Origin of the sequence: Acidovorax sp. (assembly GCF_047607405.1) — a bacterium.
In the GTDB taxonomy this organism is placed as follows: Bacteria; Pseudomonadota; Gammaproteobacteria; order Burkholderiales; family Burkholderiaceae_C; genus Acidovorax.
This window is the reverse complement of record NZ_JASGDA010000088.1, coordinates 13,014-31,705: the sequence shown is the minus strand read 5'-3', so window position 1 is coordinate 31,705 and position 18,692 is coordinate 13,014. Positions and strand designations below refer to the sequence as shown.

Here is an 18,692-nt window from a genome sequence, read left to right as displayed (position 1 = left end):
GCTGCCAGCGCCTGATTCCATTGGCTTTCAGCATGTTTTCATATTGAAACCAAGGATAGACAGGCGCTATCTGCTCACTTTTCAAGAGCAACCGTCAAGAATCCACCACACACTATGCAATTCCCCGAGTCCTGGTTGCGCGAATTCTGCAACCCGCCGCTGAGCACCCAAGAACTGGCCGACACCCTGACCATGGCGGGCCTGGAAGTCGAAGAGCTGCGCCCCGTGGCCCCGCCGTTCACGCACATCGTCGTGGGCGAAATCAAGGAAGCCGTGCAGCACCCCGACGCCGACCGCTTGCGCGTGTGCCAGGTGGACGTGGGGCAGGGGGCCTTGCTCAACATCGTGTGCGGCGCGCCCAATGCCCGCGTTGGCATCAAGGTGCCGTGCGCGCTGGTGGGGGCCGAGCTGCCGCCGGGCGACGACGGCAAGCCCTTTCGCATCAAGGTTGGCAAGCTGCGCGGCGTGGAAAGCCAGGGCATGCTGTGCTCGGCGCGTGAACTCAAGCTGTCGGAAGACCACGGCGGCCTGCTGGAGCTGGATGCTTCGGCGCCCGTGGGGCAGGACATCCGCACGCACCTGAACCTGGACGACACGCTGTTCACCCTCAAGCTCACGCCCAACCTCGCGCACTGCCTGAGCGTCTATGGCATCGCCCGCGAAGTGTCTGCGCTGACGGGTGCGCCCTTGAAGCAGCCGACGTTCCCCGCAGTGAAGTCCACGCTGGCCGACGTGCTGCCCGTCAAGGTCAGCGCCACCGACCTGTGCGGCCGCTTCTCGGGCCGCATCGTGCGCAACGTGAACACGCGCGCCCAAACGCCGCAATGGATGCTCGACCGCCTTGCGCGCTGCGGCCAGCGGGGCGTGTCGCCGCTGGTGGACATCTCCAACTACGTGATGTTCGAGTTTGGGCGCCCGTCGCACATCTTCGACCTGGACAAGATCCACGGCGGCCTGCAAGTCCGCTGGGGCAGGGCAGGTGAGCAGCTCAAGCTGCTCAACGGCAACACCATCACCGTCGATGAAAAGGTGGGCGTGATCGCCGACGCTGCCCAAGTCGAATCGCTGGCAGGCATCATGGGCGGCGACGCGACCGCCGTCTCTGACGACACCAAGCACATCTACATCGAAGCCGCCTTCTGGTGGCCCAAGGCCGTCGCGGGGCGCTCGCGCCGCTACAACTTCTCCACCGACGCGGGCCACCGCTTCGAGCGCGGCGTCGATCCCAGCCTGACGGTGGAGCACATCGAGCGCATCACGCAACTCGTCATCGACATCTGCGGCACGCCCGACACGGCCTGCGGCCCCATGGACGACCAGGTCGTCAACCTGCCCGCGCCCCAGCCCGTCACGTTGCGCGTGGCGCGCGCGGCCAAGGTCATCGGCATGCCGCTCACGCAGGCGCAGTGCGCCAACGCGCTGCGCGGCCTGGGCCTGCCGGTGCAAGAGGGCGATGGCACGGTGACCGTCGCGCCGCCCGCGTACCGCTTCGACCTCACCATCGAAGAAGATTTGATCGAGGAAGTCGCGCGCATGGTGGGCTACAACCACCTGCCCACCACGCCGCCGCTCGCGCCCATCACGCCCAAACTCGCACCCGAGGCCACGCGCAGTCCCTTCGCCGTGCGCCGTCGGCTTGCGGGCCTGGGCTACCAGGAGACGATCAACTTCAGCTTCGTCGAGGAGCGCTGGGAGCACGAACTGGCCGCCAACGCCCAGCCCATCAAGCTGCTCAACCCGATTGCAAGCCAAATGAGCGTCATGCGCTCGTCCTTGCTGGGTTCATTGCTACAAGTTTTGAAATTCAACGTGGACCGCAAGGCCCAGCGCGTGCGCGTGTTCGAGCTGGGCCGTGTGTTCCTGCGCGACGCGGGCGTGCAAAACACCGACACCACCGTCGAGGGCTTCCACCAGCCCATGCGCGTGGCGGGCCTGGCCTGCGGCCCGACCGATGCGCTGCAATGGGGCCGCAAGGACCAGCCCATCGACTTCTTCGACGTGAAGGGCGACGTGGAGGCATTGCTGGCTCCGTTGCAAGCCAGATTCGAGCCCGCCATGCACCCGGCCATGCATCCGGGCCGCTGCGCGCGCGTGCTGCTGGGCGAGCGCGCCATCGGCTTCGTGGGCGAACTGCACCCGCAGTGGCGCCAGTCCTGGGACTTGCCCCAGGCCCCCGTGATGTTCGAGCTGGAGCTGGACGCCGTGCTGCAGCGCGCCGTGCCGCAGTTCAAACCCGTCGCCAAGCACCAGGCCGTGGAGCGCGACATCGCCGTGGTCGTGTCCGAGCGCGTCACGCATGCCGACATCATGGCGGCCGTCGAACAAGCGGTACACGGCGGCATGCTGCGCTCGGCCGTGCTGTTCGACGTGTACCGTCCCAAGCCGCTGCGCGCGGGCGAAGAAGCCCCGGCGGGCAGCCTTGCGCAGGGCGAGAAAAGCCTGGCCGTGCGCCTGACCCTGGCGCGCGACGAGGCCACGCTGACCGAGGCGGAGATCGACGCCGCCGTACAGGCCGTGGTGGCGCAACTGGCCCGGCGCACCGGCGCGCGGCTGCGCATGTGATGAACCTGAAGGGAACCGATGCCATGATCGAATTCGCCGTCGAAAGCCTGGAATCCCCGGCACTCACCAAGGCGCAGCTGGCCGACCTGCTGTTCGACCAGATCGGGCTGAACAAGCGCGAGTCCAAGGACATGATCGACGCCTTCTTCGACCTCATCTCGCAGAGCCTGGTGGAAGGCAAGGACGTGAAGCTCTCTGGCTTCGGCAACTTCCAGATCCGCACCAAGGCCCCGCGCCCCGGGCGCAACCCGCGCACGGGCGAGGCCATCCCGATCAAGGCGCGGCGCGTGGTCACCTTTCACGCCAGGAGCAAGCTCAAGGAGCAAATCCAAAACACGGCTGGCTGACGCAGTCAACCATGAAATTGTGCAAATTTTGTGACTGCGCCGCTGGCGGTCTTCGCGGGTCCGCAGTACCCTTGATGGTTTTCCGGCCTGAACCTGCAGCATTTCATGGGCACCCTCCTTCCATCCATCCCTGCCAAGCGCTATTTCACCATCGGCGAGGTGGCGGAGCTGTGCGGCGTCAAGCCCCACGTGCTGCGCTATTGGGAGCAGGAGTTCACGCAGCTGCGCCCCATGAAGCGGCGCGGCAACCGGCGCTACTACCAGCACCACGAGGTGCTGATGATCCGCCGCATCCGCGACCTGCTGTACGACCAGGGCTTCACCATCAGCGGCGCGCGCAACCGGCTGCAAGAACTGGCGCACCCCGCGCGTGACGAGGCGGCGGTCGAGGCCGAGGCGCAAGCCACCGAACTGCCCAGCATCCTGCTGGACAGCGCACGCGGCGATCTGTCGATCGACGCACTGGGCTTCGCGCTCGACCCCAATGCGGTGCGCAGGGAATTATTTGAAATTCGCGCTCTGCTTTCTCCGAACTGAGCTTTTTCCCGCATATAATCTAAGGCTTGTCGGCGTGTAGCGCAGCCTGGTAGCGCACTTGCATGGGGTGCAAGGGGTCGCGAGTTCGAATCCCGCCACGCCGACCATTTATATCAAGGACTTAGCTTCGCAAGGGGCTAGGTCCTTTTTCTTTTCCGTGCCCCGTCCTGATCTGCGTTGACACATTTGCCTCCGAGAAAGGGCATGTGCGATGGATACCTTTGACAGTATCTGGTATCGCCATGGTACGAGATACCGCCAAAAGTACCGACAAATTGACGGTATGTTGCGGCAGGTAGTGGCATGGTGTGACACAAGAAAAAACCCGCATGCCTAGGAACATGCGGGTTTTGACGTGTTGTGGGATGCCGTGAAAGGCTAATCTGGAGCGGGTGAAGGGAATCGAACCCTCGTATGAAGCTTGGGAAGCTGCCGTTCTACCATTGAACTACACCCGCAAGGAGTCACTGAGTATATGCGAGCCGCCTTCCTCGCCAGGCGGTTGCATGAGCGCCGGATGCCTCTCCTGCGGCTTGTCCAGGTGGTAGCCCTGCACCATGTCCACGCCGAACGCCTGCAGCATCAGCAGCACCTCGTGGTTCTCGACGAACTCGGCCACGGTGCGCTTGCCCAGGCCGCGCGCCACGTCGATGATGGCGCGCACGAAGACCTGGTTGTCGCGCTCGCTCGGCAGGTTGCGGATGAACAGGCCGTCGATCTTGAGGATGTCCACCTTCAGGTGCTTGAGGTAGGCGAACGAGGCGAAGCCGGTGCCGAAGTCGTCCAGGCAGACGTGGCAGCCCGTGCGGTGCAGCGCGTCGATGAAGCGCTCGGCGTCGCGCAGGTCGGAGACGGCCGAGGTTTCCGTCAGCTCCACGATCAGCCGCGAAGGGGCCACGCTCGCCGACTGCAGGTGTTCGGCGATGTAGCGGGGCAGGTCGGGGTCGTCGAACGAGCGCCCCGAAATGTTGATGGCGATGGCGGGCAGGTGCGGGCATTGCGCCAACTGCGCGATGCTGCGGCGGATGACCCAGCGGTCGATGTCGAGGATCTTGCCGCTCTTTTCCGCGTAGCCAATGAACTCGCTGGGCGCGATCAGGCGGGCGGTGTCGGCATCGTCCACCATGCGGATCAGCGCTTCCAGGTGGGACAGTTCATTGCCGCCCGCCTGGTACACCCCCTGGTAGTGCAGCCGCATCCGGCCATGGTCGAGGGCGTGGCCGATGCGGTCGTTCCAGGCCAGCCGGGTGATCATTTCGTACGAGGCGTCGCTGTTCTGGCTGTAGGTGGACCAGCGGTTCTTGCCGGCGTGCTTGGCCTGGTACATGGCGGCGTCGGCGTGCGCGACCAGGTCCTCGGCGTTGTCGGCGTGCGTGGGAACGTGGGCTATGCCCAGGCTGGCAGTCAGCCGCAGGGTCTGATCGCCGATGCTGAACGGCATTTGCGCGATGGCCTGGACGATGCGCTCGGCCAGCTTGCGCGCATCGCTCTCGGTGGCGTCGGGCATGAGCACTGCGAATTCGTCGCCGCCCAGGCGCGCCAGCACCTCGGTCTCGCGCACCAGGGCGCGCACCTCGGCCGTGACGCGCACCAGCATGGCGTCGCCCGCGCGGTGGCCGAAGGTGTCGTTGATGTACTTGAATTCGTCCAGGTCGAGGAACAGCAGGGCGCCTTCGCGCGGGCGGCGTTCGCGCTCCTTGAAGAAGCGGGCCAGTTCGTCCTCGAAGCGGCGGCGGTTGTACAGACCGGTGAGCGCGTCGCGCTCGGCCAGGTAGGCCAGTTGTTCGGCGGTGTGGGCCTGCAGCGTGCGCTGCTGGTCCAGTTCGGCCACCATGCCGTCGAATGCGCGGGCAAGGCGGCCCAGTTCATCGTCGCCGTGCGCGCCGATCGGCGTGGGGGTGCGGCCCTCGCCCAGTTCGTCCACGGCCAGAGCGATGCGCTGCAGGGGGTGCTGCACCAAAGTGTCCACTTGGCGGCGCAGCAGCCACAGCACGGGCACCAGCCCGAGCAAGCCGATGGCGAACAGCGCGGCCAGGCCGCACATCAGAAAGCCGTTCACACGCGATTGCGGCAGCAATTGCACGCGGAACCAGCCCGGTCCGTGGATGCGCGACCAGGCCACCCACTGGCTGCCGTCGGGGCTCAGGCCCGCGCCGCTGTCGGTGCGGGCCTGCGTCACCATGCCGTGGATCTGGTCGAGCAGGGGGTCTTGCAGCGTGGCGATGCGCAATTGCCCGTCGGTCTGCGCGATGCGTTCGCGCAGGTGGGGGTGGGCGATGAGGTCGCCGTCCGCGCTCAGGATAAGCTGCAGGCCGTCGTCCGGGTCGGTCTCGGTCACCATGCGTATCAGTGCATCGACCGGCAGGTCGTGCCCCAGCGTGCCGACCCAGCGGCCCTGCCAGTCGAAAGGCTGGATCACCGACACCATCCACGCCTTGGCCTGCTGGTCGTAATACACGGGCGTCCAGAACACCGTGCGCTGCGGGTTGTTCCTGGGGTCGGCGCCGCGCATGGTGGGGTAGTTGGCATTGGTGGCATCGCCTGCGGCGCCAGCGCCCCAATTGATGCCCCGGGTATAGACCATCAGCCCGTCCTCGACGAAGTCCATGTACACCGAAAAGAACGGCGGCACCATGGCAGGCCCCTGCTGGCGCAGCAGGTCGAAGCTGGCGACGGCGCGGCGGCGCGTGGACTCGTCGGGGCCTGCGGGGCCGTGGTGCAGGTACAGCGTGGGTGCGTGCTGGGTGTCCACCAGGCCGGGGCGCAGGCGCCACAGGCCGTCGGCGCTGCGCTCGAACAGTGTGTCGAAGCGCCGCAGCGTGGCTGCCGTGTCGCTGTCGCCGTCCAGCCGCTGCAGCAGTTCTTCCCTCAGGCGCTGCACGCTGCGCTCTGCGTGCAGGAACAGCCCCTCGCTGGCCAGCGCCTGCAACTGCACGATCTGCTGGATGATGGCCGGGGCGACGCGGTTGGCCGCTATGCGCATCGCCGTGTAACCCAGCACCGACAGCAGCACCAGAAGGGCCAGAAACAGCCCCCATATCGACAGGGACAACTGGCGGATGACGGAAGCGCGTGGGCTAAGTGGCAGCAAGCGGTGCTTTCGGGCGGCGTGCGTTGAAACCCGACCGCAGGTGTGGCCGGACGTTACGGGATGCTACCGCAGCAACTGCGGCCAGGCGTCACTTTTATTTGGCGGCCTGGATGTCGCCCAGGCACAGGTATTTGATTTCCAGGTAGTCGTCCATGCCGTGGTGAGAGCCTTCGCGGCCCAGGCCCGACTGCTTGACGCCGCCGAAGGGCACGTGTTCGGTGGCGAGGATGCCCACGTTGATGCCCACCATGCCGTATTCGAGCGCCTCGCCCACGCGGAAGATGCGGCCCACGTCGCGGCTGTAGAAGTAGCTCGCCAGGCCGAACTCGGTGTGGTTGGCGGCGTCGATGGCCTCCTGCTCGGTCTTGAACTTGAAGACGGGCGCGAAGGGGCCGAAGGTCTCCTCGCGGGCGCACAGCATGTCGGGCGTGGCGTTGGCGACCACGGTGGGCTCGAAGAACTGGCCGCTGCCCAGGGTTTTCAGGCGCTGGCCGCCGGTGACCACCGTGCCGCCCTTGGCGATGGCGTCATCGAGGTGGCGCTGCACTTTGACCAGGGCCGCTTCCTCGATCAGCGGGCCCTGGTTCACGCCCGCCTCGAAGCCGTTGCCGACCTTGGCGGTCTTGACCCTGGCGGCGAACTTGCGCACGAACTCGTCATAGACGCCTTCCTGCACGTAGAAGCGGTTGGTACACACGCAGGTCTGGCCCGCGTTGCGGTACTTGCTGGCGAAGGCGCCTTCCACGGCGCTGTCGATGTCGGCGTCGTCGAACACGATGAAGGGCGCATTGCCGCCCAGCTCCAGCGACATCTTCTTGACCGTGGGGGCCGACTGCGCCATCAGGATGCGGCCCACCTCGGTGCTGCCGGTGAAGCTGATGTGGCGCACCACGTCGCTCGCGCACAGCACCTTGCCGATGGCGATGGAGTTGTCGCTGTCGGCGGTCAGGATGTTCAGCACCCCGGCGGGGATGCCCGCGCGGATCGCCAGCTCGGCGGCGGCCAGGGCGGTGAGGGGCGTCAGCTCGGCAGGCTTGATGACCACGGGGCAGCCCGCAGCCAGCGCGGGCGCGACCTTGCGGGTGATCATGGCGAGCGGAAAGTTCCACGGCGTGATGGCCGCGCACACGCCGATGGGCTGCTTGAGCACCAGCAGGCGCCGGTTGTTGTCGAACTGTGGCAGCGTCTCGCCGTTCACGCGCTTGGCCTCTTCGGCGAACCACTCGACGAAGCTCGCGCCGTAGGCCACCTCGCCCTTGGCTTCGGGCAGGGGCTTGCCCTGCTCGGCGGTCATGATGCGCCCCAGGTCGTCCTGGTTCGCCATCAGCAGGTCGTACCACTTGCGCAGGATGGTGCTGCGCTCCTTGGCGGTCTTGCTGCGCCAGGCGGGCCAGGCGGCATTCGCGGCGGCGATGGCGGCCTCGGCGTCTGCCGGGCCGAGGTTCGCCACGTCCGCCAGCTTGGCGCCGGTGGCCGGGTCGTGTACGTCGAAGCGGCTGGCGCCCGCCACCCACTGGCCGTTGATGAGGCCGCCGGTCTGGAGCAGGCTGGGGTCGTTGAGCTGCGCCAGGGGGGATGTCTTCATGTCCATGATGTTGCCTCCGAGAATGAAAAGAATTTAAGCCAAATTGGCTTCCAACGCTTATGCAGCAAGCACTAGTAGCTATCAAAAAAGAAGTATCACGGCGGGAGTCACTGGTCGATGATGCGCCGGGCGAAGCGTTCCAGGTAGTCCATGAGCTGGTGGGCCCCGGCCACGGCGCGGGCTTCGTCGCCGGTGGCGATGCCCTGGGCCAGGTGCATGTGGGCGCGCGCGCCCTCGGACACCTCGCCTTCGTGCTGGTAGGCGTACCAGAAGCGGCGGCACTGCACGATGAGCGGCTGCACGCACTTGACGGCAGAGTGGTTCTGGCAAGCCTGGTGCGTGACCACGTCCAGCGCGTGGTCGGCCAGCATGTAGTCGTCCAGATGGCTGCGCTCTGCGGCCTCCACCATCTGCTCGGCGCACCGCACGATGGCCTGGCGCTGCGGCGCGGTGGCGCGGCGGGCGGCGCAGGAAGCGATCAGGCATTCCAGCACGCGGCGGGTCTGGATCACGTCCAGGTGGTCGGCCAGGTCGATGTGCGACACCAGCAGCCCGCGCCGGGGCTGCTGCGCGATGAGGCCGATGGACACCATGCGCAGCAGCGCCTCGCGCACGGGGGTGCGGCCCAGGCCGGTGCGCTGCACGATGTCGGCCTCGACCACCGGCGAGCCGGGCTGCAGTTGCAGGGTGCAGATCATGGCCTCGATGGCGTCGTAGGCCACGTCGGCGGCGCGCCGCTTGGGGGCGGGGTCTCGGGCGGGTGTCGCGGGCATGGGTGAATCTTAGTCTCGGGCCAGGGTGCCTATGCGCACGGGCGCCAGCAGGTGGCGCGGCGGGGCTGGCGTCCAGCCGTACAGCACCTGGGCGGCTGCGCCGCAGACGCGGCCCTGGCAGGCGCCCATGCCGCAGCGGGTGTGGAGCTTGGCGTCGATCCAGCCCGTGCGGCCCGCGAGCGCCTGGTGCGGCACGTCCTCGCAGCGGCACACCAGCGTGTCGGGCGCGGCCAGGTGGCGCACGGCGTCGCGCAACTGGAACTGCCTGTGCAGCAGGTCGGCAAAGCCTTCCCAGCGGGCCAGTGCGGGCCACAGGGCCTGGGCGCGGGCGGTGTCGCCAGTGGCGGCGTGACCGGCGATGGCGCCTTGGAGCAGGGCGCGTTCGCTGCCGCCAAAGCCGGTGCATTCGCCCGCCGCGTGGACGCCGTGTACCGTGGTTGCCATCAGCGCATCCACCTGCAGGCCCTGGCGGGCGTTCAGCCCGCAGCCCAGCAGTTGCCCCAGTTGCGTGTTGGGTACCAGGCCGAAGCCGCAGGCGAGCCGGTCGCAGGCCAGGGTTTCCTGGTTTTCCGGGCGGGGGCCGCGCTGCAGCGTCACGCGCTCCAGCGCGCCCGCGCCCTCGGCCCGCAGCACGTGGCTGGACGCGCGCCAGCGGGGGTTGAACAGGGTGGCGGCCTGCAGGGCCTTGGCGGGCCAGCGCGGCAACTGCAGGGCGAATGCGGCCAGCGCCTGCCACGCGGCCTGCTCGGCGATGCGCAGCACCTGCGCACCGGCCTTGCGGGCGGTGTCGACCGCCGCCAGCAGCAGCGGGCCGGTGCCCGCCACCACGATGCGCTGGCCGCGCACCGGCACGCCGCCTTTGACGAGAGCTTGCAGCCCGCCCGCGCCGGTCACGCCGGGCAGCGTCCAGCCGGGGAAGGGCAGCAGCAGTTCGCGCGCGCCGTTGCACAGGATCAGGCGGCGGCTGTGCTGGGTCCAGCCGCGTTCGGCGTCTTCCAGCAGCAGGGCGGGCGCATCGCCTGGCGCGGCGGGACCGCCCAGGCCCACCACGCGGGTGCCGCACAGCAGGCGGATGTTGGGGTGGCGCGCCAGCGCGTCGCGGTGCTGGCGCGCCAGGGGCGGCAGGGCCACGCCGGGGCCGTCGCGCCAGATCTGGCCGCCGGGGTGGATGTTGTCGTCCACCAGCGTGATGGCAAGGCCCCGGGGTGCTGCCGCCAGCGCGGCGGCCATGCCTGCGGGGCCTGCGCCCACGATGAGCAGGTCGCAGTGCTGCGCGGTGCCGTTCATGGCGGGTCTCCGGCGGGGTGGGTGCGGGTGTCGATGGCCATGCCGTCGGCACACAGGGTCTGGCAGGCCAGGCGGCGGCGCCCGTCCACCAGCACGCGGCATTCGTGGCAGATGCCCATGCCGCAGAAGGGCGCGCGGCGCTCGCCCGACACCGATGTGCGGCTGCAGCCCGGGGGGCGCAGGGCCAGCGCAGCCGCTACGGTGTGCCCCGGGGCGATCTGGACGGGCATGCCGTCGATGAGGACTTGCATGGGTGTCGTCATGCCGCAAGCGGGAAGCGTTGCGCCGCGTAGGGCGCGGGGTCCAGCGGCGCCAGGCCGCCGGTCATCTGCGCGGCCAGCAGCTCGGCGGTGGCGGGCGCGGTGGTTACGCCCAGACCCTCGTGGCCCACGGCCAGCCACAGCCGGTCGTGGTGCGGGTGCTGGCCGATGATGGGCAGGCTGTCGGGCGTGGCCGCGCGAAAGCCCGTCCAGGTGCGGATGGCGTTCAGCTCCGCCAGGCCAGGCACATAGTCCAGCGCGCGGCGCAGCATGCGGGCCAGCACGTCGTCATCCACAGCGGGGTCGGTGGTGTCGAACTGGCGCGAGGAGCCCAGCAGCAGCTGCCCCGTGGGGCGCGGCTGCAGGTTGAAGGCCACGGACGTGCCCTCGGTCCGGTGCGCGTTGCTGATGTAGCCCAGCTCCACCAACTGGTGCCGCACGGTGCCAGGGTAGCGGTCGGTGATGAGCAGGTGGCCCTTCTTGGGGCGTATGGGCAGCTCGGGACAGAAGCGCGTGGCGTGGATGCCCGCGGCCAGCACCACGGCCCCGGCTGCGCGCCAGGAGCCGTCGGCCAGCTGCACCCGGCCATTGCCGTCGATGCGGGTGGCTTCTGCCTGCTCGGCGCGGATGGGCCGTGGCGCGTGCTGCAGCAGCCACTGGGCGGCGAGGGGGGCATAGACCAGGCTGTCGCCGCTCACCTTCAGCGCGCCCTGCAGGCCGGGGCGCAGCGCGGGTTCCAGGCGGCGCAGGGCGGCGGCGTCCAGCAGCTCGCAGGCCAGGCCGTGCTGCTGCAGGCGGCGGGCTTTTTCTTCGGCGCCTGCCATCTCGGCGTCGTTGGCGGCCAGCCAGAGGGTGCCGCAGCGGGTATAGGCGCAGCCGGGCTGGTCGGCCATCATGCGCGGGGCCCAGTCGCGCCACAGCGCGAGCGATGCCTGGCTCAAGGCCAGCTCGGCGGGGTTGTCGTCCATCACCACCAGGTGGCCCATGCCTGCGGCCGTGGCGCCGCCCAGGCGGGCGTCCAGCACCAGCACCTGCAGGCCGTGGCGCGCCAGCACGTGGGCGCAGGCGGCGCCGACGATACCTGCACCGATGACGATCACGTCCGCGTGCTGCATGGGTTCGCCCCTTCTTTTTAGAGCCGGATGCCCCAGCCGAAAGGGTCGCCGTCTTCGATGAGCAGCGTGGCTTCGGCGCTCATGTGGGCGCGGCCACGCAGGGTGGGGATGATCTTGCCGTCGCCTTGCAGCGCGTAGCTGGCCTCGAACTGGCTGCCGATGATGCTGGCCTGGCGCCACACCTGGCCGGGCTGCAGCTTGCCGTCTGCCGCGAGGCAGGCCACCTTGGCGCTGGTGCCGGTGCCGCAGGGCGAGCGGTCGTAGGCCCGGCCCGGGCAGAGCACGAAGTTGCGGCTGTCGGCTTCGCTGTCGTCGGCGAACAGCTCGATGTGGTCGATCTCGCCGCCGTCGTCGCCCCGGATGCCCTGGTCCTTCAGCGCCTGCTGCAAGGCGCAGGTGTAGGCCGTGAGCGCTTCCAGGTTGTCGCTGGCCACGCGCTGGCCGTGATCCGACACCAGGAAGAACCAGTTGCCGCCCCAGGCCACGTCGCCCACCACCGTGCCGTGGCCTGGCACCTGCACCGCCAGCCGGTGGTGCAGCCGGTAGGCGGGCACGTTGCGCACGCTGACCGAGCCGTCCCCGTGCAGCGTGGTGGTGACGGTGCCCACGGGCGTCTCGATGCGGTGCTCGCCCGGCGCGATGCGGCCCAGGTAGGCCAGCGACGCCACCAGGCCGATGGTGCCGTGGCCGCACATGCCCAGATACCCGGTGTTGTTGAAGAAGATCACGCCCGCCGTGTTCGCCGGGTCGGCGGGCGTGCAGAGCAGGGCGCCCACGACCACGTCGCTGCCGCGCGGCTCCAGCACCGTGGCCGCGCGCCAGGCGTCGTGCTGCGCGGCCAGCAGGGCGCGGCGCTCGGCCATGCTGCCCGTGCCCAGGTCGGGGAAGCCGCCCAGCACCAGCCGCGTGGGCTCGCCGCCGGTGTGGGAGTCGAGGATCTGGATGCGTTTCATGGGTGGTGCGTGCGGGAGCATAGAAAGATATTTCTAATATATCAGCATGGCGCACGTTGTAAACATGCTGCCCGCAGACTGCCGGTCTCCCTGAAACCCGGCGCGGCACACCTTCAGTGTGAAATCGCCTTCAGCTCCTGGTGGAAGGCGGCGCCTACGCGGAATACCGCGACGGCATCGGCCAGCTGCTGTGCCTGTTCGCGCAGGCTGCCTGCGGCCGCCGCCGACTGCTCGACCAGGGCCGAGTTCTGCTGCGTCATCTGGTCCAGCTGCGCCACCGCCTGGTTGACGTTGCCGATGCCCAAGGACTGCTCGCTGGCGGCGTCGCTGATCTCGGCAATGATGCTGGTGACGTTCTGCACTCCGGCCACGATCTCCCGCATCGCCGCGCCCGCGTCGTTGACCAGCTGCGTTCCGCTCTCGACCTTTTCGCTGGACACGCCGATCAGCGTCTTGATCTCCTTGGCCGCCTGCGCGCTGCGCTGCGCCAGGCTGCGCACCTCGCTGGCCACCACGGCGAAACCGCGCCCCTGCTCGCCCGCCCGTGCCGCCTCCACCGCAGCGTTGAGCGCCAGGATGTTGGTCTGGAAAGCAATGCCGTCGATGACGCCGATGATGTCGGTGATCTTGCGCGAGGCGGCGTTGATCTCGGTCATGTTGGTCACCACCTGCGTCACGATGTCGCCGCCGCGCTGGGCAGCCTGGGCCGCCGTGCCGACGACCGTGCGCGCCTGGACCGCCGATTCGGCGGTCTGCCCGACGGTGCTGGTGAGCTGCTCCATGGCGCTGGCGGTCTGCTGCAGGTTGGATGCCGTGCTCTCGGTGCGCGCGCTCAAGTCCTGGTTGCCGCTGGCGATTTCGCTGGAGGCGGTGTTGATCGACTCGACGGCCTGGCGGATCTGCCCGATGGTTCGGCGCAGCTGCGCCACCATGCCGCCCAGCGCCGCGCTCATCGAGCCGACGTGCGCGCCCGCTGCCGCGCTGGCCACCCCGGGCGACAGGTCGCCTTCGGCGATGCTGCGCATGGCCTGGCTCAGGCGCGTGGGCTCGTCGCCCAGGTCCTTCCAGACCGAGGCCACGATGAGCTTGGAGGCCACGCCCAGCGTCAGCAGCGCGGCCAGGCAGGTACCCAGCACCACCATCAGGCTGCGGCGCACGCCGGTGGCCAGCGCGTCCTGCGTGCTCTCGACGGTCTGGGCGGCCTGCTGCTTGCTCGCGGCGATCTGGCCGTCCAGCGCGGCCATGTGCTTTTGCATCTGCGTGAGCTGGTCGCCGACATCCTTCTTGCCCAGCATGGCGCCGATGGCGCCCAGGCCCGCGTTCTGGTACGCGTTGGCGCCCTGGCGCAGCTGCGCTGCCAGTTCGCCCTGGCCTTCGATGTTCGCCAGCGCGTCCACGCTGCCCAGGGTCGCTGCGGCCAGGGTCTGCAGGTCCTTGAGCTTGTCCTCGTCGCCTTCGGCGGCGGCCGCCTGCAGCGTGAGGCGAAAGTTCTCGACGTTGCGCTCGATCTTGGTGATGACCTCCAGCGCCGGGTAGTCCTGCTGGCGCAGGCGCTCCAGGGTCGCGGAGGTGCTGGTACCCACGGCGTAGCTGATCAGGCAGCCCACGACGAAGACGGCTGCGGCGCAGACGGGCAGCATCCAGATCTTGGTTTTGAATTTCATGCCGATTTCCCGTTCGTGGATTCGCTTGTGCGGCAAAGGCAGCGGTGAGCGCTGGGCTCGCCGCTGCGCTGGGCTGGCGCTGGCCGTCGGCGTCAGTCGATGCCGACCAGCACTTTCACACTGGCATCGACAGCCGTCTTCTCGATGTAGCCGATGGCCTTCGGATCGGCAGCGACGGCCTTCTTGACGGCTGCGGAGTCAGCCACTTCCTTGGGCGGCTGGCCCTTGCCCGAGAAGGTCAGGCGCGACCACAGCGCCTTGATCTGCGCCGGGTCCTTGCCGGTGGCCTTCTTGTAGAACTCCGCGCGTATCGCTGCCGACTCGGGCTGGTCCACTGGCGAGGCGCTCTGGCTCTTGCCGGTGTACACGTCGGCGACCTGGTCCTTGGTGAGCGCGGCGGCGCTGGGGTGGCCGACGACGACGATGTCGGCAGCATGTGCAGCACCCAGCAGGGCGGCACTCAGAGCGAACAGGGCAATCAGTTTCTTCATCATGATTCGCCCCCGTTCAGAACACGAAATCGACCGCCAGGCTCAGGACCCGCGTCTTGTCGCCAACGCCGGGCGAGAACATCGGGAAGCTGATGCCGCGACCGCCCTTGGGATCGACCTGGTCGAGCTGCAGCTTGACCGCCGCGCCCGGCACCACGTCCCAGCGCACGCCAGCGGTCAGGGTGTTTTCGTGGCCGTTCAGTACGTTGGCCGACACGTTGTCAACGCGGGTCCGGGCCGCCGCGAGGTACGGCGTGAACTGCCCCATGCGGTAGCCGCCCATGACGTACCAGCCCTTGGCGCCAAAGATGGAGTACGGACCGCTGATCGACCGCTTCACGTACTCGGCCATGACGACGAAATTGTCCACGTCCAACTGGTAGCCGACGCCTGAGAACGTGTAGGGCACGATGGCGCCGGACATCTGCACGTGTACGTCCGTCCTGACCTGGCCCAGCCTGAAGGAGCCCACCGCCGTGTCGAAAACCGCGTTGATGCCGCGCACCTTCTTGGCGTCGTTCGTCGTGCCGCCGCTGACGGCAAGTCCTTCGCCCGCCATGCCGGAGATGCTCAGGCCGCCCAGCGGGGTGTCCAGCCGGTAGGTCGCGTCCACGCCGGTGAGACGCTTGAGCGAGTTCAGCGCGTAAACGTCGTTGGGCATGCGCACCATGGTGTTCGCGTACCCGACGTTGCGGGAGTCGGACACCATGAAGACGGCGGGTGCCGTGCGGCCCACGCGGATCGACAGGTTGTCCAGCGGCTTCAGGTTCACGTAGGCCCACTCGAACTCGGCCTTCACGCCCGGTGTGTGGCGCTGTTCGGCGAGCACCTGCACCGTGGCGCTGAGCCAATCGTTCGCCTTGAAGTTGGCTTGCAGGCCGATCTTCGAGTCCACCGCCCAGCTGGCGTTGTCGCCCGCACCCTTGGGGGCACCGTCTCGAACGAAGTCAACCTTGTCGTTGTCGCTGGCAACGACGCCCGCCGTGCCGAAGCCGCTGAGCGTCACGTAGTCGCCGAACTGCGTTGCCGCAGCGGCGGGGATGGCGGCCAGCGATGCAACAGCGGCAACACCCAGCGCGGATGGTTTCAAAATCATCTTGTCTCCTTGTATCGTTGAATTCACTCGCCGTCCGGCGCTGCACGCTGCGGCCCCCGGCGGGCAACTGAGAACCTGCCCGGTTTCATCCTGCTTCGACAAAAATCAGGAGAAATTAAGGAGCCGCCACGCCTGTTGGCAAACATAGTCCCGAACGGCCCAGCGCGCAAGCCCGCGCGGGGCAGGGCTGCTGGGGGGTTGGGAAGGGGCTGCGAGGGGCTGCAAATCTATAATCGCCGGTTCCCTTTCGGGCGCCCGCAGCGGGCACCACCAGCACAGCATTCCCATGAGCACACCCACCTTCTCCGTCGCCGACATCCGCAAGTCCTTCCTGGACTTCTTCGTCTCCAAGGGCCACACCGTGGTGGCGTCCAGCCCGCTGGTGCCCGGCAACGACCCCACGCTGATGTTCACCAACTCCGGCATGGTGCAGTTCAAGGACGTGTTCCTGGGCACCGACAAGCGCCCGTACAACCGGGCCGTCTCCGTGCAGGCCTGCCTGCGCGCCGGGGGCAAGCACAACGACCTGGAGAACGTGGGCTACACCGCGCGCCACCACACCTTCTTCGAGATGCTGGGCAACTGGTCGTTCGGCGACTACTTCAAGCGCGAATCGCTCAAATGGGCGTGGGAGCTGCTGACCGAGGTCTATCAGCTGCCCAAGGAGCGCCTGCTCGCCACCGTCTACGCCGAGGACGACGAGGCGTACGACATCTGGACGAAGGAAATCGGCCTGCCGCCCGAGCGCGTGATCCGCATCGGCGACAACAAGGGCGGTCGCTACAAGAGCGACAACTTCTGGATGATGGCCGACACCGGCCCCTGCGGCCCGTGCAGCGAAATCTTCTACGACCACGGCCCCGAAATCCCCGGCGGCCCGCCCGGCAGCCCCGATGAAGACGGCGACCGCTTCATCGAGATCTGGAACAACGTGTTCATGCAGTTCGACATGGACGAAACCGGCAAGGTCACCCCGCTGCCCGCCCCCTGCGTGGACACCGGCATGGGCCTGGAGCGCCTGGCCGCCATCCTGCAGCACGTCCACAGCAACTACGAGATCGACCTGTTCGATACGCTCATCAAAGCCGCCGCGCGCGAGACGCACACGGCTGACCTGGCGAACCCGTCGCTCAAGGTCATCGCCGACCACATCCGCGCCACCGCCTTCTTAGTGAGCGACGGCGTGATCCCGTCGAACGAAGGCCGCGGCTACGTGCAGCGCCGCATCGTGCGCCGCGCCATCCGCCACGGCTACAAGCTGGGCCAGAAGACGCCGTTCTTCCACAAGCTGGTGAAAGATCTGGTGGCCCTGATGGGCGACGCCTACCCCAAGTTGCGCGAGCAGGAGCAGCGCATCACCGAGGTGCTGAAGGCCGAGGAAGAGCGCTTCTTCGAGACCCTGGCGAACGGCATGGAAATCCTGGACGCCGCCCTCGCAGGCAACGCCCAGACGCTGCCGGGCGACGTGGCCTTCAAGCTGCACGACACCTACGGCTTCCCGCTCGACCTGTCGGCCGACGTGTGCCGCGAGCGCGGCGTGAGCGTGGACGAGGCAGGCTTTCATGCCGCCATGGACAAGCAAAAGGCCCAGGCCCGCGCCGCAGGCAAGTTCAAGATGGACAAGGCGCTGGACTACACCGGCGCGGCCAACCAGTTCACCGGCTACGAGCACCTGGCAGAGACTGCAAAAATCATAGCTATCTATGTAGATGGGACAAGCGCTGCAGCCCTAAAAGAGGGCCAAAGCGGCGTCGTCGTGCTGGACACCACGCCCTTCTATGCGGAAAGCGGCGGCCAGGTGGGCGACGAAGGTGTCATCACCAGCGGCTCGGCCCGCTTCGCCGTGGGCGACACGCAAAAGATCAAGGCCGATGTGTATGGCCACCACGGCACGCTCGAAGCCGGCACTTTGAGCGTGGGCGACACCGTGCAGGCACAGGTCAACACCGCCGTGCGCGCCGCCACCGTGCGCAACCATTCGGCCACCCACCTCATGCACAAGGCCCTGCGCGAAGTGCTGGGCAGCCACGTGCAGCAAAAGGGCAGCCTGGTCAACGCCGAGCGCACGCGCTTCGACTTCGCGCACAACGCGCCCGTCACCGACGCGCAAATCCGCGAGATCGAGCGCATCGTCAACGACGAAGTGCTGGCCAACGCCCCCACCCAGGCGCGGCTGATGGACATCGAATCCGCCCAGAAAACCGGCGCGATGATGCTGTTCGGCGAGAAGTACGGCGACACCGTGCGCGTGCTCGACATCGGCACCAGCCGCGAGCTGTGCGGCGGCACGCACGTGCAGCGCACGGGCGACATCGGCCTGTTCAAGGTCGTGGCCGAAGGCGGCGTGGCCGCGGGCGTGCGCCGCATCGAGGCCGTCACCGGCACCAATGCGCTGGCCTACCTGCAGCAGTTGGAGAGCACGGTCCACCAGGTCGCAGGTACCCTCAAGGCGCCGCCTGCCGAGCTGAACACCCGCATTGCCCAGGCGCTGGACGCCGCCCGCGCGCTGGAGAAGGAAGTCGCCGCGCTCAAGGGCAGGCTCGCCTCCGCCCAGGGCGACGAGCTGACCGCCCAGGCCGTGGATGTGAAGGGCCTCAAGGTGCTGGCCGCCGTACTGCCCGGCGCCGACGCCAAGACCCTGCGCGACACGCTGGACAAGCTCAAGGACAAGCTCAAGACCGCCGCCATCGTGCTCGCCGCGGTGGATGGCGACAAGGTGCAATTGGCCGCAGGCGTCACCGCCGACAGCACGGGCCGCGTGAAGGCGGGCGAACTGGTCAACTTTGTTGCCCAGCAAGTGGGCGGCAAGGGCGGCGGCAAGCCCGACATGGCCATGGCGGGCGGCACCGATGCGGCCAAGCTGCCAGCGGCGCTGGCCTCCGTGCAAGCCTGGGTGGCAGAGCGGGCCTGACCCTCCAGCTGCAAATTCAA

At 68.1% G+C, this 18,692-nt stretch carries 14 protein-coding genes and 2 tRNA genes; 5 read left to right on the top strand and 11 right to left on the bottom strand.

Features of this window, described 5'->3' with window-relative positions; genetic code table 11:
- Positions 1–114 precede the first annotated feature (114 nt).
- From pheT to QM569_RS10140, 4 genes are all read left to right on the top strand, one after another.
- Positions 115–2,562, top strand: a complete 2,448-nt coding sequence (pheT, locus tag QM569_RS10155; RefSeq protein ID WP_414987110.1) for a phenylalanine--tRNA ligase subunit beta — start codon at positions 115–117, stop codon at positions 2,560–2,562.
- Between the two features lie 23 nt (positions 2,563–2,585).
- The gene (locus QM569_RS10150) at positions 2,586–2,909 is read left to right on the top strand and encodes an integration host factor subunit alpha (RefSeq protein WP_414987173.1); all 324 of its coding nucleotides are present in this window, start codon (positions 2,586–2,588) and stop codon (positions 2,907–2,909) included.
- Between the two features lie 105 nt (positions 2,910–3,014).
- Positions 3,015–3,446 carry a MerR family transcriptional regulator gene (locus QM569_RS10145; protein ID WP_414987109.1) on the top strand — a complete coding sequence of 144 codons (432 nt, stop codon included), beginning with the start codon at positions 3,015–3,017 and terminating at the stop codon, positions 3,444–3,446.
- Positions 3,447–3,476: 30 nt separating this feature from the next.
- Positions 3,477–3,553 (top strand) — tRNA-Pro (locus QM569_RS10140).
- Between the two features lie 277 nt (positions 3,554–3,830).
- Here QM569_RS10140 and QM569_RS10135 read toward each other — a convergent pair.
- From QM569_RS10135 to QM569_RS10085, 11 genes are all read right to left on the bottom strand, one after another.
- A tRNA-Gly gene (locus tag QM569_RS10135) sits at positions 3,831–3,904 on the bottom strand.
- Positions 3,895–6,537 carry a putative bifunctional diguanylate cyclase/phosphodiesterase gene (locus tag QM569_RS10130; protein ID WP_414987108.1) on the bottom strand — a complete coding sequence of 881 codons (2,643 nt, stop codon included), beginning with the start codon at positions 6,535–6,537 and terminating at the stop codon, positions 3,895–3,897. The genes QM569_RS10135 and QM569_RS10130 overlap by 10 nt, the downstream gene beginning before the upstream one ends.
- Before the next feature lie 94 nt (positions 6,538–6,631).
- Positions 6,632–8,128 (bottom strand): NAD-dependent succinate-semialdehyde dehydrogenase, encoded by a 1,497-nt coding sequence (locus QM569_RS10125; RefSeq protein WP_414987107.1) that lies wholly within the window; start codon positions 8,126–8,128, stop codon positions 6,632–6,634.
- A 101-nt stretch (positions 8,129–8,229) separates the two neighbouring features.
- Entirely contained in the window at positions 8,230–8,895 is a 666-nt protein-coding gene (locus QM569_RS10120; protein WP_414987106.1) for a GntR family transcriptional regulator, read from the bottom strand.
- Between the two features lie 9 nt (positions 8,896–8,904).
- Complete coding sequence (locus QM569_RS10115; protein WP_414987105.1) at positions 8,905–10,182, bottom strand: FAD-dependent oxidoreductase; 1,278 nt, start codon at positions 10,180–10,182, stop codon at positions 8,905–8,907.
- Entirely contained in the window at positions 10,179–10,433 is a 255-nt protein-coding gene (locus tag QM569_RS10110; protein ID WP_414987172.1) for a 2Fe-2S iron-sulfur cluster-binding protein, read from the bottom strand. The genes QM569_RS10115 and QM569_RS10110 overlap by 4 nt, the downstream gene beginning before the upstream one ends.
- Positions 10,434–10,441: 8 nt before the next feature.
- The gene (locus tag QM569_RS10105; RefSeq protein ID WP_414987104.1) at positions 10,442–11,557 is read right to left on the bottom strand and encodes an NAD(P)/FAD-dependent oxidoreductase; all 1,116 of its coding nucleotides are present in this window, start codon (positions 11,555–11,557) and stop codon (positions 10,442–10,444) included.
- A gap of 17 nt (positions 11,558–11,574) precedes the next feature.
- Positions 11,575–12,510 carry a 4-hydroxyproline epimerase gene (locus QM569_RS10100; RefSeq protein WP_414987103.1) on the bottom strand — a complete coding sequence of 312 codons (936 nt, stop codon included), beginning with the start codon at positions 12,508–12,510 and terminating at the stop codon, positions 11,575–11,577.
- 113 nt (positions 12,511–12,623) lie between these two features.
- Entirely contained in the window at positions 12,624–14,174 is a 1,551-nt protein-coding gene (locus QM569_RS10095; protein WP_414987102.1) for a methyl-accepting chemotaxis protein, read from the bottom strand.
- 92 nt (positions 14,175–14,266) lie between these two features.
- Positions 14,267–14,668 carry a hypothetical protein gene (locus tag QM569_RS10090; RefSeq protein WP_414987101.1) on the bottom strand — a complete coding sequence of 134 codons (402 nt, stop codon included), beginning with the start codon at positions 14,666–14,668 and terminating at the stop codon, positions 14,267–14,269.
- Between the two features lie 13 nt (positions 14,669–14,681).
- Positions 14,682–15,761 carry a porin gene (locus tag QM569_RS10085; protein ID WP_414987100.1) on the bottom strand — a complete coding sequence of 360 codons (1,080 nt, stop codon included), beginning with the start codon at positions 15,759–15,761 and terminating at the stop codon, positions 14,682–14,684.
- 286 nt (positions 15,762–16,047) lie between these two features.
- Between QM569_RS10085 and alaS the strand changes: the two genes are divergently transcribed.
- A complete protein-coding gene (gene alaS / locus QM569_RS10080; protein ID WP_414987099.1) occupies positions 16,048–18,672 on the top strand; it encodes an alanine--tRNA ligase in 2,625 nt (874 codons plus the stop codon).
- The last annotated feature ends 20 nt before the right edge of the window (positions 18,673–18,692 follow it).

What these genes read in the sequence shown, in the direction of transcription:
- alaS (WP_414987099.1), top strand. Translation starts at nt 16,048, where the DNA reads ATGAGCACACCCACCTTCTCCGTCGCCGACATCCGCAAGTCCTTCCTG.
- QM569_RS10085 (WP_414987100.1), bottom strand. Translation starts at nt 15,761, where the DNA reads ATGATTTTGAAACCATCCGCGCTGGGTGTTGCCGCTGTTGCATCGCTG.
- QM569_RS10120 (WP_414987106.1), bottom strand. Translation starts at nt 8,895, where the DNA reads ATGCCCGCGACACCCGCCCGAGACCCCGCCCCCAAGCGGCGCGCCGCC.
- QM569_RS10100 (WP_414987103.1), bottom strand. Translation starts at nt 12,510, where the DNA reads ATGAAACGCATCCAGATCCTCGACTCCCACACCGGCGGCGAGCCCACG.
- QM569_RS10150 (WP_414987173.1), top strand. Translation starts at nt 2,586, where the DNA reads ATGATCGAATTCGCCGTCGAAAGCCTGGAATCCCCGGCACTCACCAAG.
- QM569_RS10095 (WP_414987102.1), bottom strand. Translation starts at nt 14,174, where the DNA reads ATGAAATTCAAAACCAAGATCTGGATGCTGCCCGTCTGCGCCGCAGCC.
- QM569_RS10125 (WP_414987107.1), bottom strand. Translation starts at nt 8,128, where the DNA reads ATGGACATGAAGACATCCCCCCTGGCGCAGCTCAACGACCCCAGCCTG.
- QM569_RS10090 (WP_414987101.1), bottom strand. Translation starts at nt 14,668, where the DNA reads ATGATGAAGAAACTGATTGCCCTGTTCGCTCTGAGTGCCGCCCTGCTG.
- QM569_RS10110 (WP_414987172.1), bottom strand. Translation starts at nt 10,433, where the DNA reads ATGCAAGTCCTCATCGACGGCATGCCCGTCCAGATCGCCCCGGGGCAC.
- QM569_RS10145 (WP_414987109.1), top strand. Translation starts at nt 3,015, where the DNA reads ATGGGCACCCTCCTTCCATCCATCCCTGCCAAGCGCTATTTCACCATC.
- QM569_RS10105 (WP_414987104.1), bottom strand. Translation starts at nt 11,557, where the DNA reads ATGCAGCACGCGGACGTGATCGTCATCGGTGCAGGTATCGTCGGCGCC.
- QM569_RS10115 (WP_414987105.1), bottom strand. Translation starts at nt 10,182, where the DNA reads ATGAACGGCACCGCGCAGCACTGCGACCTGCTCATCGTGGGCGCAGGC.
- pheT (WP_414987110.1), top strand. Translation starts at nt 115, where the DNA reads ATGCAATTCCCCGAGTCCTGGTTGCGCGAATTCTGCAACCCGCCGCTG.